Genomic DNA, 23,267 nt, shown 5'->3' on the forward strand with positions numbered 1-23,267 from the left:
GCGCCACGCCGATGAAGCCGATCCCCTCCCGCCGCGGCCTCCTGCTCGGTGGCGCGGCCCTCGCGCTCTCGGGCTGCGAGACGATCGACGGCATCTTCGGCGACAAGAAGACGCCCATCCCGGGCGAGCGGCTGCCCGTGCTGCAGCAGGACCGCGAGCTGGCGATCGACCCCGCCGCCGCCGGGCGCCCCGTGCAGCTTCCGCCGCCGGCGGCGCGCGCGGAATGGCCGGTGGCCGGCGGCACGCTCTCGCACGACCCCGGCAACGTGGCGGTGGGCGAGGGCCTGCGCGAGGCCTGGCGGGCGAGCATCGGGACCGGTTCCTCCTACCGCCGCCGGATCACGGCCGGGCCGATCGTGGCGAACGGCACCGTCTTCACCGCCGACGCCTTCGGCACCGTCTCCGCCTTCGACGCCGCGGGCGGCGCTCGCCGCTGGACCCGCGAGACGACGCCCGAGAAGGACGACGTGGGCGCGGTCGGCGCCGGCCTCGCCTTCGCGGACGGCACCCTCTACGCCGCGACCGGCATGGCGGAGGTGCTGGCGCTCGACCCCGGGACGGGCGAGGTGCGCTGGCGCGCCCCGGTCGGCGCGCCGACGCGGGGGGCGCCCAGCGTCGCCGGCGGGCGGGTCTTCGTGCCGACCGTCGAGAACCAGCTCGTCGCCCTCTCGACCGAGGACGGGCGGAAGCTCTGGACCTACCGCGGCGCCGTGGTCTCGGCCGTGCCCCTCGGCCTGCCCGCCCCGGCGGTGGAGGGCGAGAGCGTCGTGGCCGGGCTGCCCTCGGGCGAGCTCGCCGCCCTCCGTGCCTCGGATGGGCGCGTCATCTGGACCGAGAGCCTCTCGGCCGGCCCGGGCGGGCAGCGCGGCAGCATGGCGGAGCTCGCCGGCGTGCGCGGCCTGCCCGTGATCACCGACGGCCGCGTCTTCGCGACGGGCCAGGCCGGCACCTCCCTCATGGTCGACCTCCGCTCCGGCCGGCGGCTGTGGGAGCGGGACGTGGGCAGCAACTACTCGCCCGCGGTCGCGGGGGACTGGGTCTTCGTGGTGACGCCCGAGAACCAGATCGTCGCCATCGGCCGCACGGACGGGCGGGTGCGCTGGGTGAACCCCCTCGACGAGCGCAGCGCGCGCGACCGGCGGCGCAACCCCGTGACCTTCGGGTCGATCCTCGTCGCGGGCGGGCAGATCCTCGTGCCCTCCTCGCTGGGCGAGCTCCTGCTGGTGGACCCGGCGGAGGGCGGGGTCGCCGGCCGGATCAAGCTGCCGGGCGGGGCCACCCTCGCGCCCGTCGCGGCGGGTGGGACCGTGTACCTCGTGACGGACGACGGCACGCTGGTGGCGCTCCGCGGGGCCTGAGCCCGCCGCCACCGGGACGGTGACCCGCCGAGGCCGCGCTTGACCCCCCGGTGCGGACGGTGCTCTTGCGGCCCATGCTCCCCCGTATCGTCGTCATGGGCCGCCCCAACGTGGGCAAGTCCACCCTGTTTAACCGCCTGGCCGGGCGGCGCATCGCCATCGTGGACGACACGCCCGGCGTGACCCGCGACCGCAAGGAGGTGGTCGCGCGCGTCGCCGGGCGGGACGTGCTGCTGGTGGACACCGCGGGGCTGGAGGAGGCGCCGCCCGACACCATCCCCGGCCGCATGCGCGCGAGCTCCGAGGCGGCGCTGCGGGACGCGGACCTGATCCTCTTCGTGGTGGACGTCCGGACGGGGCTGACGCCGTCCGACCGCGCCTTTGCCCAGTGGCTGCGCCGCCAGGGCAAGCCCGTGCTGGTGCTGGCCAACAAGGCGGAGGGGCGGCTCGGCGCCGCGAACTCGCTCGAGGTCTACGAGCTCGGCCTCGGCGCGCCGCTCCCGGTCTCGGGCGAGCACGGCGACGGCTTCGGCGAGCTGCACGACGAGATCCGCGAGGCCCTGCCGCCCGAGCCGGAGGAGGACGAGGAGGACGACGCCGACCGCCCGCTGCGCCTCGCCATCGTGGGACGGCCGAACGCGGGCAAGTCCACCCTGCTGAACGCCCTGCTGGGCGAGGAGCGGATGATCACGGGGCCGGAGCCGGGGCTGACCCGCGATTCCGTGGCCGTGAAGTGGATCGACGAGACCGGCAAGCCGGTGCGGCTGGTGGACACGGCCGGCCTTCGCCGCCGGGCGCGGATCACCCAGGCGCTGGAGCAGATGTCGACGGCCGCCACCATCGCGGCGCTCAAGGAGTGCGAGATCGCGGTGCTGGTGGTCGATGCCGTGCAGGGCATGGACGAGCAGGACCTGCGCATCGCCCGCCTCGCGGAGCGCGAGGGGCGGGCGATCGTCATCGCCTTCAACAAGTGGGACGCGGTGGAGGACCGGGCGGCGGCGCGGCGCAAGGTGGAGGACGTGCTGACGGCCTCCCTCGCCCAGCTCCGCGGCATCCTCGTCGTCCCGCTCTCGGCCGCGACGGGCAAGGGCGTCGAGAAGCTGATGCCGACGGTGCGCGAGGCCTACGAGGTCTGGAACCGCCGCATCCCGACCGGCGCGCTGAACCGCTGGTTCGAGGACGCGCTGACGCGCCACCAGCCGCCGCTGGTCGAGGGCAAGCGGCTGAAGCTGCGCTACGCCACCATGCCCAAGGCGCGCCCGCCGACGATCGCCATCTTCGGCACGCGGGCGGAGATGCTGCCGGAGGACTACCGGCGCTACCTCGTGAACTCCTTCCGCGAGGCCTTCGACATGCCGGGTGTGCCGGTGCGGCTGAACCTGCGCGGGACGGAGAACCCCTACTCCGAGGAGTAGGCCCCGGCCGCCCGCGCCCGCTCGATCGCCCGCGCGGCGACCTGCCGGCCGAGCCGCTGCCCGGCCGCGACGTCGCTCGGGTAGTGGATGCCGGCCCAGACGCGGGAATCCCCGGCCTCGCGGGCCAGGATCGCGAGCGGCTCCGCATCGGCCGGGAAGAGGTGCGCCAGCACCCCCGCCGAGGCGCTCGAGTAGCAGGAATGCGCGGCCGGGTAGCTCGGGTGGTTGGGCGTCGGGAAGGCCGTGCGGAACTCGGGGTCGAGCTGGAAGGGGCGGATCGCCCAGTAGGCGTATTTCGCGTCCCAGCAGGCCACGCCCGCGTCGTAGAGCGAGACGTTGAGCAGGGCGAAGGTCCGGGCCGCGCGGCGCGCGTCGTTGCCCTGGCCGGCCTCGAGCAGCAGGCGGCCGGCCTGGAGGTTCCAGAACTCGAAGTTGCGCAGCCCGCCGACCGCCACCTCCCAGAACAGGGCGCGGGCGTTGGTGAGGGGCGTGCGCGGGAAGGCGCGGAGCGCCGCCATCTCCGCCGCGCGCTCCGGTGAATCGGCGGCGGCGGGGGGCGGGGGGCGGAACTCGTCGGGCGCGGCCAGCAGCCAGGGCTTCCAGGTCCCGGCCTGCGGGAGGATGGGGTTGGTGCCGTTCCAGAGCCCCGGCCCGGCGGGCACGCGGCCGGTCCAGCGCGCGTCCGACCCGTCCCCCCGGCCCCGCTCCAGCGCCGCCGCCGCGACCTTCCGGCCGAGCGCGGTGCCGGCCTCGACGTCGCTCGGGAAGGCGTGGCCGGCCACCAGCCGCATGCGCGCGGCCTCCTCCGCCCGGCTCGCGAGGGCGGCGGCGCGCTCGGGGAAGACCTCCCCGAGGATCGCCGCGGCCACGGCCGCCGCCGCAGCGTGCTCGTCCGGGTAGGAGGGGCCGGCGGGCGTGGGGAGGGCCGGCGCGAAGGAGGGGTCGGCCTCGGAGGGGCGGGGGCGGCGATGGGCCTCCTTGCTGTCCCAGGCCGCCGCCATCGCGTCGTCCAGCGCGGTGTGCAGCAGGGCGAGGCGGCGTGAGGCGAGGTTGACGTTCAGCCCGGCCGCGAGGGACTCCTCCAGCGCCACCTGGTTCCAGCGGTAGGCGGGCGCGGTGGAGGCCCACCAAGCCGCGCGCGTGACCTCCTCCGGCGTCCGGGCCGCGGCGATCGCGCGCAGCGCGTCCAGCTCCGCGCGCGTGGCCGCGGCGTCGGGCGGGGGCGGCAGGCGGAAGGCGCCGGCGGAGGGCAGCACCCAGGGGCGGCCGGGCTCCGCGGGCTGGGCGGCGCCGGGTGGGGCGAGGGGCGGCGAGGCAAGGAGGAGCGCCGCGAGGGCGGCGGAGCGGAAGCGCGCCAGAGGGAACATGCGGTCCTCCCACGGTTCGGCCGAACGGTGGGGAGGCTGCACCCGCGGGCGGCGGATCGCCACGAAAACCCGGCGCCCGCCGCGTGACGGAAGGCACCGGCCGGAACGGACCGCGCGGTCAGGCCGCGCGGACGACCTCGCCGCTGCGCGCCTCGGCGGGCAGGCAGAGGGCGGCGATCCGGGGCGCGACCTCGGCGGGCTTGGCCAGGGCGCTCGGGTCCTCGCCCGGCATGGCCTTGGCGCGGAGGCGCGTCGCGACGGCGCCGGGGTCGACCAGGTTCACGCGCAGCGGCGTGCCCGCGACCTCCGCGGCCCAGGTGGCCGTCAGGTGCTCGAGGGCGGCCTTCGTGGCGCCGTAGAGGCCCCAGTAGGGCTTGGGCTCCCGCGCGCGGCCGGTGGTGAGGATCACGGCGCGCCCCGCGTCCGAGGCCCGCAACGGCGGGTCGAGCGTGCGGATGAGGCGCCAGGCCGCGGTGAGGTTCACCGCCACCGCCTCCGCCCAGTCCTTGGGCATGATGTGGGCGACGGGGGTGAGGGCGCCCAGGGTGCCCGCGGCGTGGACGAGGATGTCGAGCCGGCCGAAGCGCTCCATGACGGAGGGGCCGAGGAGGTCCAGCTCGTCGCCGTCCTTGGCGAGGTCGAAGGGCAGGAGGGTGGCGCTGCCGCCGAGCGCGCGGATGGCGTCGTCCGTCTCCTCCAGCCCGCCCTGGGTGCGGGCGGTGAGGACGAGGTGGGCGCCGAGGCGGGCGAGCTCCACCGCGGTCGCGGCGCCGATCCCGCGCGAGGCGCCGGTGACGAGGGCGACCCGGTTCTCGAGGGGGCGGCCCTCGGCGGGGCGGCCGCTCATACGCCGTTCAGCGCCAGCAGGGCGGGCTTGCGCTCGGGATGGCCCTGCAGGTCGGTCAGCGGGATGGAGTAGTCGCCGGTGAAGCAGGCGTCGCAGTAGCCGGGGTTCGCGGCGTCGCGGCCGCGCTGGCCGAGCGCGCGGTAGAGGCCGTCGAGCGAGATGAAGGCGAGGCTGTCGGCGCCGATGATGCGCGCCATCTCCTCCACGCTGTGCTTGGCGGCCAGCAGCTTCTCCCGCTCCGGCGTGTCGATCCCGTAGAAGCAGGAATGGGTCGTGGGCGGGGAGGAGATGCGCATGTGCACCTCCCGCGCGCCGGCTTGGCGGACCATCTCGACGATCTTCTTGGAGGTGGTGCCGCGGACGATGGAGTCGTCCACGAGGATCACGCGCTTGCCCTCCAGCATGGCGCGGTTGGCGGAGTGCTTCAGCTTCACGCCGAGGTGGCGGATGCTGTCCGTCGGCTCGATGAAGGTGCGGCCGACGTAGTGGTTGCGGATGATGCCGAGCTCGAAGGGGATGCCGGCCTCCTTGGAGTAGCCCATGGCGGCGGGCACGCCGGAGTCGGGCACGGGCACCACCACGTCCGCCTCGACGCCGCTCTCGATCGCGAGCTCGCGGCCGATGCCCTTGCGGGCCTCGTAGACCGGCGTGCCCTCGACCACGGAGTCCGGGCGGGCGAAGTAGATGTACTCGAAGATGCAGAAGCGGCTGGACGTCTCGGCGAAGGGCTTGATGCTGCGTACGCCGTCGTCGTCGATGATGACGATCTCGCCGGGCTCGATGTCGCGCACGAAGTCGGCGCCGACGATGTCGAGGGCGCAGGTCTCGCTGGCCAGCACCCAGGCGTGGTTCTGGTCGGCGCCGAGGCGGCCGAGGACGAGCGGGCGCACGCCGAGCGGGTCGCGCACGCCCATCAGCGCGCCGTCGTGGAGCGCCACGAGCGAGTAGGCGCCGTCCACCTGCTTCAGCGCGTCGATCAGCCGGTCCAGCACCGTGGCGTAGAGCGAGATGGCGATGAGGTGGACGAAGACCTCCGAATCCGTGGAGGACTGGAAGAGGCAGCCGCGGCGGACGAGCTGGCGGCGGAGCGTGAGGGCGTTGGTGAGGTTGCCGTTGTGGGCGACCGCGAAGCCGCCGAAGGCGAAGTCCGCGTAGAGCGGCTGGACGTTGCGCAGCGCCGTCTCGCCGGCGGTCGCGTAGCGGTTGTGGCCGACGGCGGCGCGGCCGGGCAGGCCCGCCATGACGCGCGCGTCGCCGAAGATGTCGCCGACGAGGCCGAGGCCCTTGTGGGAGCGGAAGCCCTTCTCGCCGAGGGAGACGATGCCGGACGCCTCTTGGCCCCGGTGCTGGAGCGCGTGCAGCCCGAGCGCGGTGAGCGCCGCGGCATCGGGCGAGTTCCAGACCCCGAAGACGCCGCATTCCTCGTGGAAGCCGTCGTCCTCGCTGTCGAGCGGGTTGGTGGTCAGGTCCGTCATGGGATCAGATCCTGTTCCGCGCGGGAGGGCGCAGAAGCTCTTCGGCGGTGGGGGCGCGGCCGGTGGACGCGTCGGGGAGGCGTGGGCGGTACTTGGGGGGCAGCTGCCGGTTCAGCCAGGCGGCGCCCTCGGCGATCAGGGGCATGCTGCGGGCGCCCCGCACGGGGGCGGGCCAGAGCTCGGGATTGGGCACGAAGGCCCCGGCGGCGATGTAGGCGACGAGGATCACCGCCACCCCGCGCCCGAGGCCGAAGACGATGCCCAGCGCGCGGTCCACGCCGCCGAGGGCGGAGTTGCGCACGCCGCGCGCGACGAAGGCGATGATGATCTTGAGGATGATGAGGGTGACGACGAAGACCGAGGCCAGGGCGGCGACGTCGGCCATCCATTCCTGGGGAAAGAGCCCCACGAAGAGGCCGCGCATGCCGTCGAGCATGTAGAAGGCGAAGAAGATGGCGCCCACCCAGGCGCCCACCCCCAGGACCTCCCGGACGAGGCCGCGCAGGTAGCCGATGGCGCCGGAGAGGGCGACCAGCGCGAGGAAGACGGCATCGACCCAGGTCATCTGGGCGCCGATATAGCGAGGCGGGGGCGCCGCGTCACGCGCGCGGCGACCCGGTGGTTGCGGGGGTGGCATGTGATGGGGCCATGGGGCCGGCCGCCCCGGCCCGGGCCGCGCCCGGCTAGAAGCGGAACACCCGCGTCAGCACGAGGGCCGTGCCCCAGCCGAAGGTGCCGTTGATGAGGGCCGAGCGCATCAGGGCCACGCTGTTGCCGCCCGCGAAAAGCGCCTGCCCGCGGAGCGAGGGCACGAGGGTCCAGCCGACCATGGCCGCGCCGAGGACGCCGATGAGGAAGCCGGTGAGCAGCGCCGCCCCGCGCATCCCCCGCAGGACGAAGGCGATGAGGATCCCCCAGAGCCCGCCCCAGAAGCAGAGGTTGGCGAGCGCGGGCACGCCCCAGGGGCCGACCGGGCGCAGCGACCAGGGGGCCATGGGGACGTAGCCGGCGCGGTGGAGCAGCCAGATCACGCCCTGGTGGAAGACGACGACGGAGATCGCCGCCGCCACGAAGCCCAGCGCCGCGGTCCGCCCGACCGAGTTCCTCATGCCCTGCCCCTCGCGATGTTCCGCCCGACCGGATCACGGCGGGGGACGCGCCGCAAGGGGCCGGGGTCAGTCGGCCTCGGCGGGCTCGGGCTTCGCGTCCTTGCGCGGCGCGGGCTTGCGGGTGGCGCCGGCGGCGAAGGGCGCGACGAGGTCGGCGAGGTGGCCGGTCTCGCTCAGGCGCAGCCCCTCGGGCGCGGAGAGGGCGCGGCCGCCGCGGGCGACGCGGCGGGGGAGGGTGGCGGCGGAGAAGCCGAGCTTGGCGGCCTCGCGCAGGCGAAGCTCGGTCTGGGCGACCTGGCGCACCTCGCCGGAGAGGCCGACCTCGCCGAAGAAGACGCTGTCGGGCGGGCAGGGGCGGTCGGTCGCGGCGGAGACGAGGGCGGCGGCGACGGCGAGGTCGGCCGCGGGCTCGTTGATGCGCAGGCCCCCCGCGATGTTCAGGTAGACGTCGTTCTGGCCGAGGCTCATCCGGCAACGGGTTTCCAGCACCGCGAGCAGCATCGAGAGGCGCCCCGAGTCCCAGCCCACCACCTGCCGCCGCGGGCTGCCGCCCGAGGCCGGGGAGAGGAGGGCCTGGATCTCGACCAGCACGGGGCGCGTGCCCTCCAGCCCCGCGAAGACGGCCGAGCCCGAGACGTTGCCGCGGCGCTCCGCGAGGAACAGGGCCGACGGGTTCGGGACCTCGGCGAGGCCCTGCTCCGTCATCTCGAAGACGCCGATCTCGTCGGTGGCGCCGAAGCGGTTCTTGGTGGCGCGCAGGATGCGGAACTGGTGGCCGCGGTCGCCTTCGAAGTAGAGCGTCGCGTCCACCATGTGCTCGAGCACGCGGGGGCCGGCGAGGGTCCCCTCCTTCGTGACGTGGCCGACGAGGACGAGGGCGAAGCCGCGTGCCTTGGCCAGCCGCCCGAGCTCGGCCGCGCAGGCGCGGACCTGGGAGACGGTGCCGGGCGCGGAGTCGAGGCTGTCCAGCCAGACCGTCTGGATGGAGTCCATGATGACAAGGCCGACGTCGCGCTCCTCCTCCAGGCTGGCGAGGATGTCGCGCAGCGAGGAGGCGGCGGCGAGGCCGAGGGGGGCGCCGGAGACGCCGAGCCGGAGCGCGCGCAGCCGCACCTGCTCGATCGCCTCCTCGCCGGAGATGTAGAGGGTGCGCTTCCCGGCCGTCGCCACCCGGGCGGCGGCCTGGAGGAGGATGGTGGACTTGCCGATGCCGGGGTCGCCGCCGACCAGCACCACCGAGCCCGGCACGAAGCCGCCGCCCAGCACCCGGTCCAGCTCCGCCATCCCCGTGCGCGTGCGGGGCGGGGGGGCGGAGTGGCCGCGCAGCGGCACGAACTCGACGCGGCGGCCGCCGATGGCCGCGGTCTTCGCGGGCCCCGGGCCGCGGGCCTCCACCACCTCCTCGGCAAGGGTGTTCCACTCGCCGCAGCCCTCGCACTTGCCCTGCCACTTCGCGTGGACCGTGCCGCAGGACTGGCAGACGAAGCGGTGCGAGGCTTTTGCCAAGGGATGCCCGATCAGGAACGAAAGGTGGACGCGCTGATGTAGCGCGGCGCGGGGCCGGAAAGAAGGGGCGGGGTTCCCTGCCCACGCGGACCGGGTAGCCTGCGGCGGAGAGAGCGAGGCGCCGATGACCCCTGAACTCCGCTGGCTGGCCCTGGGCGCGCTGCTTGGACTCGCGCAGATCCTCGCGGCCGCCGTCGCGACCATCCGCCAGCGGGAGGGCGGGCTGGCCTGGGCGGCTGGGCCGCGCGACACCGCGCCACCCCCGCCACAAGGGGTAGCCGCGCGGCTGACACGGGCGCGGGACAACTTCCTGGAGACCTTCCCGCTCTTCGTCGCGGCCGTGGCGGCGGCGCAGCTCTCCGGCCGGGCCGGCGCGATGTCGGAATGGGGGGCGCTGCTCTACGTCCTCGCGCGGGTCGCCTATGTCCCGACCTATGCCCTGGGGCTGGCGGTGCGGCCGGTGGTCTGGGGCGTGTCGATCCTCGGCCTCCTGATGGTGCTGGCCGCCGCCCTGCTCGGGTAAGGCGTCAGGTCCAGTAGAGGATGCGCGCCTGGGGCAGGTGGCGGGCCACGCTCGCCTCCAACCCGGCGCGAAGCTCCGCCATCCGCTCCCGCGGGAAGACGTACTTGATGGAGCCGAACTTCGTCGTCTTCCGGGTCCGCTGCGCCGGGTCCATCTCCAGCGCGCTGCCCGGGTACCAGCCCTGCAGGGTGTCGCGGGAGCCCTCCGTGAAGCGGTGGGTGATGAGCTCCACCGTGAGGTCCGGGTCCGGGGCGCCGGCCAGGGCGGCGCCGCAGTCGGCGAGCAGCGCGTCGTAGGCCTCCCGCCAGTCCGGCAGGGCGAGGATGGGGGCGACGGTCAGGCCGATGCGGTAGCCGGCCAGCGCCGCCTTGCGCAGGGCGGCGAGGCGCTTCGACACGCGGGGCGCGCCGCCCTCGAAGCGCTCGGCGGAACGGGCGTTGACGGAGAAGCGGATTCGGGTGCGGCGGTGGTGCGGCAGGGCGAGCAGCGGGTCGATCGCGTCGTACTTCGTGGTGAAGCGAAGCTGCGTCTCCGCCTCCCAGGCGCCGAAGAAGCGGATCGTCTCGGCCAGGCTGCCGGTGATGTGCTCGATGCCCAGCGGGTCCGTGTAGCAGGAGGCCTCGAAGGTCGTGCCCTCCGCCGCGCGGGCGGCGTTGCGGGAGGTGACTTGGCCCTGGCCGAGCAGCGGCGGCAGCTCCGCCAGGATCTCCGGCAGGTTGGCGTAGGCGCGGATGATCGGCGGCCCCTTCAGCGAGCCTGCGAGGTAGCAGTAGGCGCAGTGGGCAGGGCAGCCCTCGGCCAGGTCGAAGCGCCAGTCGGCGCTCGGCGGGATGGGCTGCGGGCGGCGGCGGCTCGGCGAGGCGACGAGGACCGCCATGGTGGTCTTGGCGTCGCGGTAGCTGTCGGGCAGCCCGGCGAGGCGGTCGGCCTTCAGGCGGACGATCTCGGTGCCGAGCGCCGCGGCGCGCCCGGCCATCGCCTCGCCTGCGGGCCAGGACAGGGCGGCGGGGGTGATGAGGAGGCGCTTCGGCACCCAGGGCGGGTGCGGGCGCGCGGGGGCCGGGGTGGGGGCGGGGGGCGCCAGGGCCTCAGAAGGCATAGCGCACCCGGCAATAGGGCATGCGGGCGGCCAGCAGGTCCTGGAAGCGGCGCAGCCAGCGGCCCTTCCAGCCCGTGCGGTAGCGAAGGTTCACGCCGCCGCCCTCGGAGAGCTTCGTCTCCTGGATGTCCGGGCGCCAGAGGACCTCCTCGGCCTTGGGGTGCCAGGCGAGGTTGATCTCGTGCAGCCCCTCGTTGTGGGTGAGCATGATGATCTCGGCCGCGAGCTGGTTCTTCACGGCGTCGGGGAGAATATCGTCGAGCTCTGCGAAGAGCTCGCCCCACTCGGCCTCCCAACCCTCGCGGAGGACGACGGGGGAGAAGTTGAGGTGCACCTCGTAGCCGGCGCGGTGAAGCTCCGGGATGGCGACGATGCGCTCGGCCACGGGGGAGGTGCGGACGTCGAGCAGCTTCGCCATGGCGGGCGGCATGAGGGACATGCGGATGCGGGTGCGGCCGCGCGGGTCGTAGTCGAGGAGGCCCGGGTTCACCCACTTCGTCGCAAAGCTGCCCTTGGCGTTGGGGATGCCGCGGAAGGCGGCGACGAGGTCGCGGACGTTGTCGGAGATGAGGGCGTCCACCGAGAGGTCGCCGTTCTCGCCGAGGTCGTAGACCCAATCGCGCGGGTCCACCTGGTTGGGCTCGGCCTTCGGTCCCTGGCGGGCGGCGTGGCGGGCGATGGAGGCCGCGATCTCCTCGATGTTGACGAAGACGCTGATGGGGTTCGCATGCCCCTTGCGGCGCGCGACGTAGCAATAGGCGCAGGCCATGGCGCAGCCGTTGGAGGAGGAAGGGGCGATGAAGTCGGCGCTGCGGCCGTTGGGGCGGAAGGCGAGGCCCTTCTTCACGCCGAGCACGAGGGTGTCGCGCTTGTTGCGGAGGTAGTCGCCGGGATCGGCCTCGCGCAGCTCCGGAATGCGCCAGTGGGAGGCGACGGGGATGCGCTCGGCCGCCGGGAAGCGGGCGAGGATCTCCCGGCCGCGGGCGTGGGCCTCCACCGCCGGTTCCAGGTAGATGCGGGCGATGTCGAGAAGGGGGCCAGCCATGCAGGGGAGATATGGGGTGCCGCGCCTGTTCCGACAGGCCAAACGGCCCCTTTTCGCGCCGCGCCGCGCTCCGGCGGGGGAATTGAAGCGATTGATTTTTCGGGGAAAAACTGGACGCCGCTGAACGGGGCGCCCGCCCTAGCGCCGGAGCTCCATCTGAATCGGCCCCTCGCGCTCGCCGCGCGCGAACTGGTCCACGACGGCGTTCCCCGTGTCGCCGAGGGTGGAGGCCGGGCCGGTCCAGACGATCCGGCCCTTGTGGATCATGGCGGCCTCGTCGCCGATGCGGCGGGCGCTGGCCATGTCGTGGGTGATGGTGACGGCGGTCGCGCCGAGGCGCTTCACGCAGTCCACGATCAGCCCGTCGATCACCGCGCCCATGATGGGGTCGAGGCCGGTGGTCGGCTCGTCGAAGAAGATGATGTCGGGCTCGGAGGCGATGGCGCGGGCCAGCGCCACGCGCTTCTGCATGCCGCCCGAGAGCTCGGCGGGCGAGAGGTCGCCGACCTCGGGGCCGAGGCCGACATCGGCCAGGGCCTGCGCGGCCTTGTCGCGGGCGCGGGCGCGGTCGAGGCGCTTCTGGGCGAGGAGCTTGAAGCAGACGTTCTCCCAGACGGGCAGGCTGTCGAAGAGGGCGCCGTTCTGGAAGAGCATGCCGGTGCGGTCGAGAACCGCCTCGCGCTCGCGGGCGGACATGGCCAGCACGTCCCGCCCGTCGATCTCGATGGTGCCGGCGTCGGGGGTGATCAGGCCGAGGATGCACTTGATGGTCACCGACTTGCCCGAGCCGGAGCCGCCGAGGATCACCATCGAGCTGCCGGCCCGGACGTCGAGGTCCACGCCGTCCAGCACCTGCTTGGCCCCGAAGGCCTTGCGGAGGCCGCGGAGGCGGATCTTCGGCGGGGCGTCGCTCATCGGGAGAAGAAGGCCTCGGTGAGCACGTAGTCGAGGGCGAGGATGAGGATGGAGGAGGCGACCACCGCCGTGGTGGTGGCGCCGCCGACGCCCTGGGCGCCGCCACGGGAGTTGTAGCCGCACCAGGTGCCCATCAGCGCCACGACGAAGCCGAAGACCGCCGCCTTCGCGAGCCCGCTGACCACGTCCGTCATCCGCACGAAGTCGAAGGTCGCCTTCAGGTAGGCCGGGCCGGAGAAGCCGAGCTTGAGGGTGGCGATGAGGTAGCCGCCCATGACGCCGAGGACGTCGGCCACCACCACCAGCAGCGGCATGGCGAGCGTCGCGGCCAGGAGGCGGGGGGTGACGAGGTACTTCATCGGGTCGGTCGAGAGGGTGGTCAGCGCGTCGATCTGGTCGGTGACGCGCATCGTACCGATCTCGGCCGCAAACGCCGCGCCGATGCGGCCCGAGACCATGAGGCCGGCCAGCACCGGGCCGAGCTCCCGCGTGATGGAGATGACGACGACGTTGGCGACCGCCCCCTCCGCCCCGAAGCGGGAGAAGCCGGAATAGGACTGGAGCGCCAGCACCATGCCCGTGAAGACCGCCGTCAGCCCGACCACGGGAAGGGAGAAGTAGGCGACCTCCACGAAGGCGCGGAGGAAGAGGCGCGGGTGGAAGGGCGGGCGCACCGCGTGGCTGACCGCGTTGAGCGCGAAGAGCGCGACGGCGCCGACGGTGCGGCAGAGGTCCAGCACCGCGCGGCCGAGGGCGGCCAGCCCGTCCAGCGGGCGGGCGAGGGGGGAGGAGGCGCTCACGCGGCGCGCCGGTAGCGGCGGGCGTAGCGGGCGCCGAGCGAGGTCAGCACCTCGTAGCCGATCGTGCCGGCGCGGGCCGCGACGTCGTCGGCGGTCTGGGCGTCGCCGATCAGCTCGAGCATCGAGCCGGGCGTGATGAGGGGATGGTCGGTCACGTCGAAGGTGATGAGATCCATGGAGACCCGGCCGACAAGAGGGATGTCCTGTCCGGCGTGCCGGGCAAGGGCATGCCCGGAGAGGGCCCTCAGATACCCGTCGGCATAGCCCGCGGCAACGGTGGCGATGCGGGAGGGGCGCGCGGCCGTCCAGGTGGCGCCGTAGCCGACGGGGGTGCCGGCCGGGATCTCCCGGACCTGGAGCACCGGCACCTCCAGCCGGACGACGGGCCGCATGGGGTTCGGGCGCCCCGGCGTGGGGTTCAGGCCGTAGAGGGCGCAGCCGGGGCGGGCGAGGTCGGAGGCGAAGGCCGGGCCGAGGAAGAGGCCGGCCGAGTTGGCGAAGGAGGAGGGGGCGGCGGGCAGGCGGGCGCGCGCGGCGGCGAAGCGGGCGGCCTGGGCGGCGTTCATCGGGTGGTCCGGCTCGTCGGCGCAGGCGAGGTGGGTCATGACGTAGAGGAGGTCGAGGCCGGTGAGGGGGGCGGGGTCCGCGGCCAGGGCCTCGATCTCGGCGGGAGAGAGGCCGAGGCGGGCCATGCCGGTGTCGAGGTGCAACAATACGGCGGCGCCGGTGCCGGCCCAGGCCGCGATGTCGCCGGGGGTGTTCAGGACGGGGGTGAGGCCCGCGCCCCCGTCCGCGCCGGGGTGGAACCCGTTGAGGACGGCGACGAGGGGCCCGGGGCCGAGGGCGGCGCGGACCGCCGCGCCCTCCACCGCGTGGGCGACGAAGAAGTGGCGGCACCCGGCGGCGGCAAGGGCGGGCACGACCTCGGCGGCGCCCAGCCCGTAGGCGTCGGCCTTCACCGCCGCCCCCACCGCGCCGCCGCCGAGCGCCGCGTGGCGGTCGCGCAGGGTGGTCCAGTTGGCAGCGATGGCCGCGAGGTCGACGGTCAGGACGCCCGCGGTACCCGCCTCGGCGATCTCAGGCGTAGTCGTTCTCGTCGTGGGTCTGGTCGAGGTCGCCGAAGCGGGTGAACTCGCCCTCGAAGAAGAGGCGGATGGTCCCGGTGGGGCCGTGACGCTGCTTGGCAATGATCAGCTCCGCCTTGTTGTGCGCCTGCTCCATGTCCTTCTGCCACTTGTCCGTGGCCTCGGAGAACTTCTCCGCGTTGTCGAAGGCCAGCTCCTTCGGCATCTTCTGCTGCAGGTAGTACTCGTCGCGGTAGACGAACATGACGACGTCAGCGTCCTGCTCGATCGAGCCGGATTCGCGGAGGTCGGCGAGCTGCGGGCGCTTGTCCTCGCGCTGCTCCACCTGGCGGGAGAGCTGGGAGAGGGCGATGACGGGGACCGAGAGCTCCTTGGCGATGGCCTTCAGGCCCTGGGTGATCTGGCTGATCTCCTGCACGCGGTTCTCCGGCCGGGTGCCGGCGGCGGGGCGCATGAGCTGGAGGTAGTCGACGATGATGAGGTTCAGCCCCTTGGTCCGCATCAGGCGCCGGCAGCGGGTGCGCAGCGCCGAGATGGTGATGGCCGGGGTGTCGTCGATGAAGAGGGGAAGGGTGGAGAGCTCGCGGCTCACCTCCACGAACTTGTCGAAGTCACGCTGGGCGATGTCGCCGCGGCGGATGCGGTCGCCCGAGACGCGGGACTGCTCGGAGAGGATACGGGTGGCGAGCTGGTCGGCCGACATCTCCAGCGAGAAGATGGCGACGCCGCCGCGGACCACCGCGTTGGGGTCCTTCTCCTGCGCCTCCCGGATGACGGCCTGCGCGGCGCCGAAGCCGATCTTCACGGCGAGCGCGGTCTTGCCCATGGCGGGGCGGCCGGCAAGGATGAGCAGGTCCGAGGGGTGCAGGCCGCCGAGCTTCGTGTCGACGTCGCGCAGCCCCGTGGGGAGGCCGGAGACGCCGCCGGGGGTGGAGAAGGCGCGCTCGGCGAGCTCGACGGCGGCGGTGAGGGCGCGGTCGAAGGAGATGAGCCCGCCCTCAGAGCTGCCCTCGGTCGCGAGGTCGAAGAGGGCCTGCTCGGCGGCCTCGAGCTGGGCCTTGCCGTCGAGTTCGGGCTCGGCCCCGAAGGCGCGGTTCACGACGACCTCGCCGAGGTCCACGAGCTGGCGGCGGAGGAAGCAGTCGTGGATGACGCGGCCGTACTCGCCGGCGTTGATGATGCCGACCATGGCGGTCAGGAGCTGCGTCAGGTAGGCGGGGCCGCCAACCTCGTCGAGCAGGCCGGAGTGCTCGAACTCCGCCCGCAGCGTGACGACGTCCGCGAGCTGCCCGGCCTCGACCCGGCGCTGGATGGCCTTGAAGATGCGGCCGTGGATGGGGTCGGCGAAGTGCTCGTCCGCCAGGAACTCCGAGACTCGCTCATAGGCCTTGTTGTTGGCCAGCAGCGCGCCGAGCAGCGCCTGCTCCGCCTCCGTGTTGGAGGGGGGCAGGCGCTGGGACAGGCCCAGCATTCCCTGGCCCATTCCGGGGCCGGCCGGCTCCGCGAGGCTGTCGAAGGCGTTCATCCCGCCAGTCTAGCCCTCGGCGCGCTCCACGTCCCCCTCCACCGCGCCGCGGGGTCCTGTGGACGGCGGGGGATCATGGGGATAAGCCGCGGCGCGCTCCGCCTCGAGCATGTAGTCGCGGGTCAGCGGCAGGGCGTTCACGTCGCGGGTGAGCTGCATCTGCCAGTTCATGTGGCCCCAGCGGCGGAAGGCAAGCTCCGAGGCGGCGAGGTAGAACTCGAACATCCGGCAGAAGCGCTCGTCGTACAAGGCCTTGATCGCGTTGCGGTTCTCCGCGAAGCGCCCGCGCCACTGGGCGATCGTCATGGCGTAGTGCAGCCGCAGGATCTCGATGTCGGTGATCCAGAGGCCGGCGCCCTCCACCGCCGGCACCACCTCCGACAGCGCCGGGGAGTAGCCGCCGGGGAAGATGTACTTGGTGAGCCAGGGGTTGGTCGTGGCCGGCCCCTCGGACTGGCCGATGGCGTGGACGAGGGCGACTCCGTCCTCCTTGAGGGCGGCCTTCACGGTCCGGAAGAAGGCCGTGTAGTGGTTGATGCCGACGTGCTCGAACATGCCGACTGAGACGACCCGGTCCACCGGGCGCCGCCAGTCGCGGTAGTCCATCAGCTCGAAGCGGACGCGGTCCGAGACGCCCGCGGACTCGGCCCGCGCGCGGGACTCGGCGAGCTGCTCCTCGGACAGGGTGAGGCCGGTGACGCGGGCGCCGTGCTCGCGGGCGAGGGTGATGGCAAGGCCGCCCCAGCCGGAGCCGATGTCGAGCACCTCGAGGTCCGGGCGGTCGAGGCGCAGCTTGCTCGCGATGTGCCGCTTCTTGAGGGCCTGGGCCTCCTCCAGGCTCTCCCGCCCCGTCGGGAAGTAGGCGCAGGAGTACTGCCGGTCGGCGTCCAGGAAGAGGGCGTAGAGGCGGCCGTTCAGGTCGTAGTGGTGGGCGACGTTGCGGCGGCTGCGGGCCGAGCTGTTCGGGTCGAGCACCCGCCGCAGGGCCCAGCGGACGGCCTGCCCGGCGCGCATGGCGGGGTGGCTGCCGCCCTCGGCCAGGTTGAGGATCATCACGTCCAGCAGGTCGTAGATGGTGGAGCCCTCGATCGGCTCGATGCTGCCGTCCATGTAGCCCTCGCCGAAGGCGAGGTTGGGATTCATCACCAGGCGGCGGGCGATGCCCTTGTTGGTCAGGGCCATGGCCGCGGCGGGGCCGGGGCGCGCGCCGCCGAAGGTCACCACGCTTCCATCCGGGCGGCGGAGCCGCAGCGTGCCGCGGCGGATGAGGCGGGGCAGGATCGAATCCAGCAGCAAGGGGCAGTCCTCCTGCCGCGAAGGCTGTGCCGGGGCCTGGAGGGGCGCAATTGCCGGAGGGTGGCCTCACCCAGGCGTGATGCCCAGACATGAGAATGGCCGCCCCGGGCGGGGCGGCCATCCACGTCGTCCGGCCCGGGAGGGCGGGTCTTACTCGCTCGCGGCGCCCAGCTCGGACAGCTCGGCGGCCAGCTCGGCCTCGAGGCTGGCCTCCTCGGCCTCCTGCTCGGCGCGCAGGTCCTCGCCGCGGGACTGCTTGTCGGCTTCCTCGGGCGTGCGGGCGATGTTCACCACCACGGGGATCGAGACCTCCGGGTGCAGCGCGATGCGGACGGTGGTGAGGCCCAGCGTCTTGATCGGCTGCTCCAGGATGACCTGGTCGCGGGTGATGGTGAGGCCGGCGTCCTTCGTCGCGTCCGCGATGTCGCGGCCGGAGACGGAGCCGTAGAGCGCGCCGCTCTCGCCGGCGGAGCGGATCAGAACGACCTGCAGGCCCTCCATCCGCTCGGCCACGCGCTCGGCCTCCTCGCGCCGCTTGAGGTTCTGGGCCTCGAGCTGCGCGCGGTCCTGCTCAAACTTCTTCAGGTTGCTCTCGGTCGCGCGGATGGCGCGGCCGGAGGGGAGGAGGAAGTTGCGGGCGTAGCCGGGCTTCACCGTGACGGTGTCGCCCATCTGGCCGAGCTTCTCGACCCGCTGCATCAGGATGACGTTGATCATGGTGCTGTGCCCCGATCAGTCGTTGATGACGTAGGGCAGCAGCGCCAGGAAGCGGGCGCGCTTGATGGCGTTGGCCAACTCGCGCTGCTTCTTGGCGGAGACCGCCGTGATGCGGGACGGCACGATCTTGCCGCGCTCGCTCAGGAAGCGGGACAGCAGGCGCACGTCCTTGTAGTCGATCTTCGGCGCGTTCGGGCCGGAGAAGGGGCAGGACTTGCGGCGGCGGTAGAAGGGCCGGCGGGCGCCGACGGCCGGGCGGCGCGCGGCGGGGGTCAGGTCGGTCGTGTCGGACATGGGTTCTTACTCCTCGCCGCCGTTCATGTCGCCGTCGTCACGCGGACGGGCGCGGAACTCCTCGCGGTCGTCGCCGCGCTCACGGCCACGGCCGGAGCCGAAGCGGCCGGCGGGGCGGGGGCCGCGGAAGCCGCGGTCGCGCTCGCGGTCGTCGCCGCGCTTGGCGAGGATGGCGGAGGGGGCGTCGTCGATCGCCTCGATGCGCAGCGTCATGTGGCGCAGCACGTCCTCGTTGAGGCCGAGCTGGCGCGTCACCTCCTTCTCGGCGACCGGCGTGCAGTCGATGCCGAGGAGCATGTAATGCGCCTTGCGGTTCTTCTTGATCTTGTAGGCGAGGCCGCGGAGGCCCCAGTACTCGCGCTTGCGGATCTCGCCGCCGGTCTCGGCGATGATGCCGGCGACCTGGTCGGCCACGGCCTCGACCTGGGCCTGCGTGAGTTCGTTCCGCGCGATGAGCACGGTTTCATACAACGGCATCGTTATCCCTTCGGATGGCTCAGCCCGGGGTCCCAGCAGGATGCGGGGACCGGAATAGGCATAGCCGGGCGCGATGCCTCGCGCCCGGCAGGGTGGCCGGGCGTATAGGGGATGGGCGGGGCGGGTGGCAAGCGCCTTAACACCCGCCCTGCCCCCGGCACGCGCCGTCGAGGGGTGGGCGGGACCGGTTTCCGACGGCGGCCCACCCTAACGCGGATGTGAGGGCCGTCTATCAAGGGTTAATCTACGCTCGCCGCCGCGCGGGGGGCGTGTCGACGATTCCCCCACCCGAGAGATTTCTCACTGTGGCAAGGAACATGGCTTTGGATCGGGACATGCAGCGGCGCCTCGTCGCCGAATTCTTTGGCACCTTCTGGCTCGTCTTCGGCGGGTGCGGGAGCGCCATCTTCGCCGCCGCCTTCCCGCAGCTCGGCATCGGCTTCACCGGCGTCTCCTTCGCCTTCGGGCTGACCGTGCTGACGATGGCCTACGCGGTGGGCCATATCTCCGGCGGGCACTTCAACCCGGCGGTGACGCTCGGCCTTTGGTCGGCCGGGCGCTGCGCCAGCAAGCACGTCCTGCCCTACATGGTGGTGCAGGTGGTCGGCGCCGTGGCGGCCGCGGTCCTGCTCTGGCTGATCGCCTCCGGCAAGCCGGACTGGGCCCCGAGCGGCTTCGCCTCCAACGGCTACGGGGACCTCAGCCCTGGCAAGTACTCCATGGTGGCCTGCTTCGTGGCCGAGGCGTTGCTCACCTTCTTCTTCCTGATGATCATCATCGGCACGACCTCGAAGGGCGCGGCAACGGGCTTCGCGGGCATCCCGATCGGGCTGGCGCTGACGCTCATCCACCTGATCTCGATCCCCATCACGAACACCTCCGTCAACCCGGCGCGCAGCACCTCGCAGGCGCTGTTCGGGGGCGCGGAGTATGTCGGCCAGCTCTGGCTTTTCTGGATCGCGCCCCTCGCCGGGGCCTTCCTCGCGGGCATCGTGGCGCGCGCGCTCTACGAGCCGGCGGACGCCGTCGACACCGTCGTCGAGGAGATGCGGAGGGCCTGAGGGCGGCGCCCTCCCGGGCGGGGCGCGCATTGCCGCGCCGCGCCCGGGCCTGTCATGATCCCGCTCGCCCGCCGGCCGGTCCGCCCGCGGCCGGTCCACTTGTGGCCCGTCCGCCCGAGGCCGGTCCGGCGGGGTCCTGTCCCTCCCGGGCAGGGCCGTCACCCGGAGGAAGCCCAGCCATGATCCACCTTCCGCGCCTCGCCCTTCTCGCCGGCCTCGTCGCCGCGCTGGGCGCCTCTCCCGCCGCGCGGGCCGCCCCGGTCGCGGCCGCGCCGATGATCGGGGCCGCCGTCGCGGGCCTCGGCGCCGGGCTGGTGGAGGACGTGCGCTACGTCAACCGCTGCCGCCCGGTCGTGATCAACCGCCGCGACCGCTACGGCCGCCCCGTGCAGGTGCGGCGGGAGCAATGCCGCCGGGTCTGGATCGGGCGCCGCTGAGGAAAGGGCGGCGCGCGGCCCTTCGCCGGCCCGCGCCGCTCCCGCGCGAGGAGGGCCGGCAGGGATCCTGCCGGCCCTTTTTGCTGGTGGGACGGCGCGGGCGCCCCCCGGCGGCTTGCATCCGCGCCCGGCTCCGGTGATTGACAGTTCCGTGACGCGGCCCTACCCCGCCGCGCCCGTCGCAAAAGGTGGTCACCGCATGGCGCTCGCTCTCGTTTTCCCTGGCCAGGGCAGTCAGGCCGCCGGCATGGGGCGGGACCTGGCCGGCGCCTTCCCCGCCGCGCGTGAGGTCTTCGAGGCGGTGGACGAGACGCTCAAGCAGCACCTCACCCGCCTGATGTTCGAGGGGCCGCCGGAGGAGCTGACCCTGACGTCGAACGCCCAGCCGGCGCTGATGGCAATGTCGCTCGCGGTGCTGCGGGTGCTGGAGGCCGAGGGGGGCTTCGACGTGCGGGGGCGGGTCGCGCTCGTGGCCGGGCACTCGCTCGGGGAATACAGCGCGCTGGCGGCCGCCGGCGCCTTCGACGTCGCCCAGGCGGCGCGGCTGCTGCGGCTGCGCGGCGACGCCATGCAGGCGGCGGTGCCCGCGGGCACGGGGGCGATGGCGGCGCTTCTCGGGGCCGAGATGGACCAGGCGCGCGCCATCTGCGAGCGGGCGGCGGTCGATCCCGCGACGGAGGAGCGGCAGGTGGTGGAGGCCGCCAACGACAACGGCGGCGGGCAGGTGGTGATCTCCGGCCACAAGGCCGCGGTGGAGCGGGCCGTCGAGATCGCGAAGGCGGAGGGCATCCGGCGCGCCATGATCCTGCCGGTCTCGGCGCCCTTCCACTCCTCCCTCATGGCGCCGGCCGCCGATGCCATGGCGGAGGCGCTGGAGCGCGACCCGCCGCGCGCGCCGGCCGTGCCCGTGGTGGCCAACGTGACGGCCGCGAAGGCGACGGACCCCGACACCATCCGGGACCTGCTGGTGCGGCAGGTGACCGGCACCGTGCGCTGGCGGGAATGCGTGGCCGCCATGGTCGGGATGGGCTGCGACACCTTCGTGGAGGTGGGGTCCGGCAAGGTGCTGACGGGGCTGATGAAGCGCAACGCGCCGGACGCGCGGGCCCTGTCCTGCGGCACGCCCGCCGAGATCGAGGCGGTGCTGCGCGCGCTGTGACCCGCATCACGGTCGAGGAGGCGCCCGGGCCGGCCGGGCAGGCGGTGGGCCGGGACGAGGTCTGGGCGGGGCTGCTGGCCTTCAACGAGGCGCGCGCCGGGGCCGGCTCCTTCGCCTCCCGCCCGCTCAGCGTGCTCCTGCGGGACGAGGGCGGCGCGGTGCTCGGCGGGCTGGTCGGGCGCAGCTACGCGGGCTGGCTCTACGTCGAGCTGTTCCACCTTCCCGAGGCGCAGCGGGGCGCCGGCAACGGCCGGGCGATCCTGCGGGCGGCAGAGGAGGAGGCGCGGGCGCGCGGGTGCCTGGGCGTCCGGCTCGAGACCTACTCCTTCCAGGCGCCGGGCTTCTACGCCGGCCTGGGCTATTCGGTGGTGGGCCGGTTGCGCGACTGCCCGCCCGGCCATACGCGCTTCTCGCTCGCCAGGCGCCTCGACGGCGCGCCCCTACGGGACGCGGACCCGGGGGGATCATCGGAGGAAACCGCATGTTCGACCTGACCGGCAAGTCCGCCCTCGTCACCGGCGCCACGGGGGGGATCGGGGCCGCCATCGCGCGGGCGCTCCACGCGCAGGGGGCGCGGGTGGCGCTCACCGGGCGGCGCGAGGCCGAGCTGGCGGCGCTGGCCGGGGAGCTGGGCGAGCGCGCCTTCGTGGCCGCCGCCGACCTGTCCGACCCCGCGGCGCCGGCCGCCCTGGTGGAGAAGGTGGAGGCGGAATTCGGCGCGCTCGACATCCTCGTGAACAACGCGGGGCTGACCCGGGATGGGCTCGCGCTGCGAATGGGCGACAAGGACTGGTCCGACGTGATCGAGGTGGACCTGACCGCCCCCTTCCGCCTGGCCCGGGCCAGCCTGCGCGGCATGATGAAGCGGCGCTCGGGGCGGATCATCTCCATCGCCTCGATCGTGGGGGTCACGGGCAACCCGGGCCAGGCTAACTACGCGGCGGCCAAGGCGGGGCTGATCGGGATGAGCAAGGCGCTGGCCCAGGAGGTGGCGCCGCGGGGCGTGACGGTGAACGTGGTGGCGCCGGGATTCATCCAGACGGCCATGACGGACGCGCTGAACGAGGCGCAGCGGGCCGCGCTGATGGGGCGCATCCCGATGGGCAAGATGGGGGCGGTCGAGGACATCGCGGCGGCGGTGGCCTACCTCGCCTCCGGCGAGGCCGCCTGGGTGACGGGGGTGACGCTGCACGTCAACGGCGGGATGGCGATGATCTGAGGCCCCCTGCCGGGCCCGGGAGGTGCATTCCGGGCACAGCGGGGCTTGATCCGCCCGGCGCGGGGCCCATCCTGCGGTCCGGGGCCGAAGCGCGGTCTAGGCCCCCGGAAAAGGGCGTGCTAAGGCCCGCGCCCTGCGCCGGGGCGTCTCGCGAAATGCCGGACCCGGCCGCAAGGACGATTTCCGGCGGTGCACCGCCATCAGGAGAGAGCAAGCGCGATGAGCGAAACCGCCGAGAAGGTGAAGAAGATCGTGGTCGAGCACCTCGGCGTCGAGGAGGCCAAGGTCACCCCCGAGGCGTCCTTCATCGACGACCTGGGCGCGGACAGCCTCGACACGGTCGAGCTGGTGATGGCCTTCGAGGAGGCCTTCGGGGTCGAGATCCCCGACGACGCGGCCGAGAAGATCACGACGGTCGGCGACGCGATCACCTATATCGACGCGCACAAGGCGGCCTGATCGGCCGCCGGGCGGGACCGGCCATCGCGCCGGCCCCGCTCTCCCAGGAACGAGACGCCCAGGGCGGGCCGGCATGACC

At 73.6% G+C, this 23,267-nt stretch carries 25 protein-coding genes; 9 read left to right on the forward strand and 16 right to left on the reverse strand.

All coding sequences use genetic code 11. The features are described from left to right. Positions 1-11: 11 nt before the first annotated feature. Positions 12-1,358: an outer membrane protein assembly factor BamB family protein gene (locus tag EAH89_RS03890; protein WP_140881445.1), complete on the forward strand. Its 1,347-nt coding sequence runs from the start codon at positions 12-14 to the stop codon at positions 1,356-1,358. A gap of 74 nt (positions 1,359-1,432) precedes the next feature. Then, entirely contained in the window at positions 1,433-2,773 is a 1,341-nt protein-coding gene (gene der / locus EAH89_RS03895; RefSeq protein WP_140881446.1) for a ribosome biogenesis GTPase Der, read from the forward strand. On the opposite strand, the gene EAH89_RS03900 is transcribed toward der, so the two are convergent. From EAH89_RS03900 to radA, 6 genes are all read right to left on the reverse strand, one after another. After that, the gene (locus tag EAH89_RS03900; RefSeq protein ID WP_140881447.1) at positions 2,758-4,140 is read right to left on the reverse strand and encodes a phosphatase PAP2 family protein; all 1,383 of its coding nucleotides are present in this window, start codon (positions 4,138-4,140) and stop codon (positions 2,758-2,760) included. The genes der and EAH89_RS03900 overlap by 16 nt on opposite strands. Before the next feature lie 118 nt (positions 4,141-4,258). Further along, positions 4,259-4,987, reverse strand: coding sequence for an SDR family NAD(P)-dependent oxidoreductase (locus EAH89_RS03905; protein WP_140881448.1), 729 nt, complete (start codon positions 4,985-4,987; stop codon positions 4,259-4,261). Next, entirely contained in the window at positions 4,984-6,462 is a 1,479-nt protein-coding gene (gene purF / locus EAH89_RS03910; RefSeq protein WP_140881449.1) for an amidophosphoribosyltransferase, read from the reverse strand. Before purF ends, EAH89_RS03905 begins: the two co-directional genes overlap by 4 nt. A gap of 4 nt (positions 6,463-6,466) precedes the next feature. Beyond that, a complete protein-coding gene (locus tag EAH89_RS03915; protein ID WP_140881450.1) occupies positions 6,467-7,027 on the reverse strand; it encodes a CvpA family protein in 561 nt (186 codons plus the stop codon). 118 nt (positions 7,028-7,145) lie between these two features. After that, positions 7,146-7,571: a hypothetical protein gene (locus EAH89_RS03920; RefSeq protein ID WP_140881451.1), complete on the reverse strand. Its 426-nt coding sequence runs from the start codon at positions 7,569-7,571 to the stop codon at positions 7,146-7,148. Between the two features lie 66 nt (positions 7,572-7,637). After that, positions 7,638-9,077 carry a DNA repair protein RadA gene (radA, locus tag EAH89_RS03925; protein ID WP_140881452.1) on the reverse strand — a complete coding sequence of 480 codons (1,440 nt, stop codon included), beginning with the start codon at positions 9,075-9,077 and terminating at the stop codon, positions 7,638-7,640. A 124-nt stretch (positions 9,078-9,201) separates the two neighbouring features. On the opposite strand from radA, the gene EAH89_RS03930 reads away from it, so the two are divergent. Beyond that, positions 9,202-9,600, forward strand: coding sequence for an MAPEG family protein (locus tag EAH89_RS03930; protein WP_140881453.1), 399 nt, complete (start codon positions 9,202-9,204; stop codon positions 9,598-9,600). Between the two features lie 4 nt (positions 9,601-9,604). Here the strand turns inward: EAH89_RS03930 and EAH89_RS03935 are convergent, their stop codons facing one another. The 10 genes from EAH89_RS03935 to rpsF form a co-directional block, all read right to left on the reverse strand. Further along, the gene (locus EAH89_RS03935; RefSeq protein WP_206667442.1) at positions 9,605-10,699 is read right to left on the reverse strand and encodes an SPL family radical SAM protein; all 1,095 of its coding nucleotides are present in this window, start codon (positions 10,697-10,699) and stop codon (positions 9,605-9,607) included. Next, positions 10,689-11,744, reverse strand: a complete 1,056-nt coding sequence (locus EAH89_RS03940) for a spore photoproduct lyase family protein (protein ID WP_140881454.1) — start codon at positions 11,742-11,744, stop codon at positions 10,689-10,691. Before EAH89_RS03940 ends, EAH89_RS03935 begins: the two co-directional genes overlap by 11 nt. Positions 11,745-11,882: 138 nt before the next feature. Further along, positions 11,883-12,659: an ABC transporter ATP-binding protein gene (locus EAH89_RS03945; RefSeq protein WP_140881455.1), complete on the reverse strand. Its 777-nt coding sequence runs from the start codon at positions 12,657-12,659 to the stop codon at positions 11,883-11,885. Beyond that, positions 12,656-13,459, reverse strand: coding sequence for an MlaE family ABC transporter permease (locus tag EAH89_RS03950; protein WP_140881456.1), 804 nt, complete (start codon positions 13,457-13,459; stop codon positions 12,656-12,658). Before EAH89_RS03950 ends, EAH89_RS03945 begins: the two co-directional genes overlap by 4 nt. Continuing rightward, positions 13,456-14,535 (reverse strand): alanine racemase, encoded by a 1,080-nt coding sequence (gene alr, locus EAH89_RS03955; RefSeq protein ID WP_140881591.1) that lies wholly within the window; start codon positions 14,533-14,535, stop codon positions 13,456-13,458. Before alr ends, EAH89_RS03950 begins: the two co-directional genes overlap by 4 nt. 1 nt (position 14,536) lies before the next feature. Then, positions 14,537-16,069, reverse strand: coding sequence for a replicative DNA helicase (locus EAH89_RS03960; protein WP_241666848.1), 1,533 nt, complete (start codon positions 16,067-16,069; stop codon positions 14,537-14,539). A gap of 9 nt (positions 16,070-16,078) precedes the next feature. Next, positions 16,079-17,365, reverse strand: a complete 1,287-nt coding sequence (locus EAH89_RS03965) for an SAM-dependent methyltransferase (protein ID WP_140881457.1) — start codon at positions 17,363-17,365, stop codon at positions 16,079-16,081. 150 nt (positions 17,366-17,515) lie between these two features. Then, a complete protein-coding gene (rplI, locus tag EAH89_RS03970) occupies positions 17,516-18,082 on the reverse strand; it encodes a 50S ribosomal protein L9 (protein WP_140881458.1) in 567 nt (188 codons plus the stop codon). Positions 18,083-18,097: 15 nt separating this feature from the next. Beyond that, positions 18,098-18,376, reverse strand: coding sequence for a 30S ribosomal protein S18 (rpsR, locus tag EAH89_RS03975; protein WP_043830720.1), 279 nt, complete (start codon positions 18,374-18,376; stop codon positions 18,098-18,100). A gap of 6 nt (positions 18,377-18,382) precedes the next feature. Next, positions 18,383-18,853: a 30S ribosomal protein S6 gene (gene rpsF / locus EAH89_RS03980; protein WP_140881459.1), complete on the reverse strand. Its 471-nt coding sequence runs from the start codon at positions 18,851-18,853 to the stop codon at positions 18,383-18,385. A gap of 335 nt (positions 18,854-19,188) precedes the next feature. On the opposite strand from rpsF, the gene aqpZ reads away from it, so the two are divergent. The 6 genes from aqpZ to EAH89_RS04010 all read left to right on the forward strand — a co-directional run bounded on the left by aqpZ (position 19,189) and on the right by EAH89_RS04010 (position 23,188). Continuing rightward, on the forward strand, positions 19,189-19,914 hold the full coding sequence (gene aqpZ, locus EAH89_RS03985; RefSeq protein ID WP_206667443.1) for an aquaporin Z: 726 nt from the start codon (positions 19,189-19,191) through the stop codon (positions 19,912-19,914). Between the two features lie 179 nt (positions 19,915-20,093). Next, positions 20,094-20,351, forward strand: a complete 258-nt coding sequence (locus EAH89_RS03990) for a hypothetical protein (protein ID WP_140881461.1) — start codon at positions 20,094-20,096, stop codon at positions 20,349-20,351. Between the two features lie 199 nt (positions 20,352-20,550). Then, positions 20,551-21,510: an ACP S-malonyltransferase gene (gene fabD, locus EAH89_RS03995; RefSeq protein ID WP_140881462.1), complete on the forward strand. Its 960-nt coding sequence runs from the start codon at positions 20,551-20,553 to the stop codon at positions 21,508-21,510. Beyond that, the gene (locus tag EAH89_RS04000) at positions 21,507-22,004 is read left to right on the forward strand and encodes a GNAT family N-acetyltransferase (RefSeq protein WP_241666849.1); all 498 of its coding nucleotides are present in this window, start codon (positions 21,507-21,509) and stop codon (positions 22,002-22,004) included. The genes fabD and EAH89_RS04000 overlap by 4 nt, the downstream gene beginning before the upstream one ends. Next, entirely contained in the window at positions 21,992-22,729 is a 738-nt protein-coding gene (fabG, locus tag EAH89_RS04005) for a 3-oxoacyl-[acyl-carrier-protein] reductase (RefSeq protein WP_140881463.1), read from the forward strand. Before EAH89_RS04000 ends, fabG begins: the two co-directional genes overlap by 13 nt. A 219-nt stretch (positions 22,730-22,948) precedes the next feature. Further along, a complete protein-coding gene (locus EAH89_RS04010; RefSeq protein ID WP_140881464.1) occupies positions 22,949-23,188 on the forward strand; it encodes an acyl carrier protein in 240 nt (79 codons plus the stop codon). Positions 23,189-23,267: the final 79 nt, after the last annotated feature.

The organism is Muricoccus nepalensis (assembly GCF_006438825.1).
In the GTDB taxonomy this organism is placed as follows: Bacteria; Pseudomonadota; Alphaproteobacteria; order Acetobacterales; family Acetobacteraceae; genus Roseomonas; species Roseomonas nepalensis.

Bases quoted from the DNA above. Each gene is read 5' to 3' on its own strand.
- EAH89_RS03890 (WP_140881445.1), top strand. From the start codon at position 12: ATGAAGCCGATCCCCTCCCGCCGCGGCCTCCTGCTCGGTGGCGCGGCC.
- der (WP_140881446.1), top strand. From the start codon at position 1,433: ATGCTCCCCCGTATCGTCGTCATGGGCCGCCCCAACGTGGGCAAGTCC.
- EAH89_RS03900 (WP_140881447.1), bottom strand. From the start codon at position 4,140: ATGTTCCCTCTGGCGCGCTTCCGCTCCGCCGCCCTCGCGGCGCTCCTC.
- EAH89_RS03905 (WP_140881448.1), bottom strand. From the start codon at position 4,987: ATGAGCGGCCGCCCCGCCGAGGGCCGCCCCCTCGAGAACCGGGTCGCC.
- purF (WP_140881449.1), bottom strand. From the start codon at position 6,462: ATGACGGACCTGACCACCAACCCGCTCGACAGCGAGGACGACGGCTTC.
- EAH89_RS03915 (WP_140881450.1), bottom strand. From the start codon at position 7,027: ATGACCTGGGTCGATGCCGTCTTCCTCGCGCTGGTCGCCCTCTCCGGC.
- EAH89_RS03920 (WP_140881451.1), bottom strand. From the start codon at position 7,571: ATGAGGAACTCGGTCGGGCGGACCGCGGCGCTGGGCTTCGTGGCGGCG.
- EAH89_RS03930 (WP_140881453.1), top strand. From the start codon at position 9,202: ATGACCCCTGAACTCCGCTGGCTGGCCCTGGGCGCGCTGCTTGGACTC.
- EAH89_RS03935 (WP_206667442.1), bottom strand. From the start codon at position 10,699: ATGCCTTCTGAGGCCCTGGCGCCCCCCGCCCCCACCCCGGCCCCCGCG.
- EAH89_RS03940 (WP_140881454.1), bottom strand. From the start codon at position 11,744: ATGGCTGGCCCCCTTCTCGACATCGCCCGCATCTACCTGGAACCGGCG.
- EAH89_RS03945 (WP_140881455.1), bottom strand. From the start codon at position 12,659: ATGAGCGACGCCCCGCCGAAGATCCGCCTCCGCGGCCTCCGCAAGGCC.
- EAH89_RS03960 (WP_241666848.1), bottom strand. From the start codon at position 16,069: ATGAACGCCTTCGACAGCCTCGCGGAGCCGGCCGGCCCCGGAATGGGC.
- rplI (WP_140881458.1), bottom strand. From the start codon at position 18,082: ATGATCAACGTCATCCTGATGCAGCGGGTCGAGAAGCTCGGCCAGATG.
- rpsR (WP_043830720.1), bottom strand. From the start codon at position 18,376: ATGTCCGACACGACCGACCTGACCCCCGCCGCGCGCCGCCCGGCCGTC.
- rpsF (WP_140881459.1), bottom strand. From the start codon at position 18,853: ATGCCGTTGTATGAAACCGTGCTCATCGCGCGGAACGAACTCACGCAG.
- aqpZ (WP_206667443.1), top strand. From the start codon at position 19,189: ATGCAGCGGCGCCTCGTCGCCGAATTCTTTGGCACCTTCTGGCTCGTC.
- EAH89_RS03990 (WP_140881461.1), top strand. From the start codon at position 20,094: ATGATCCACCTTCCGCGCCTCGCCCTTCTCGCCGGCCTCGTCGCCGCG.
- fabD (WP_140881462.1), top strand. From the start codon at position 20,551: ATGGCGCTCGCTCTCGTTTTCCCTGGCCAGGGCAGTCAGGCCGCCGGC.
- fabG (WP_140881463.1), top strand. From the start codon at position 21,992: ATGTTCGACCTGACCGGCAAGTCCGCCCTCGTCACCGGCGCCACGGGG.
- EAH89_RS04010 (WP_140881464.1), top strand. From the start codon at position 22,949: ATGAGCGAAACCGCCGAGAAGGTGAAGAAGATCGTGGTCGAGCACCTC.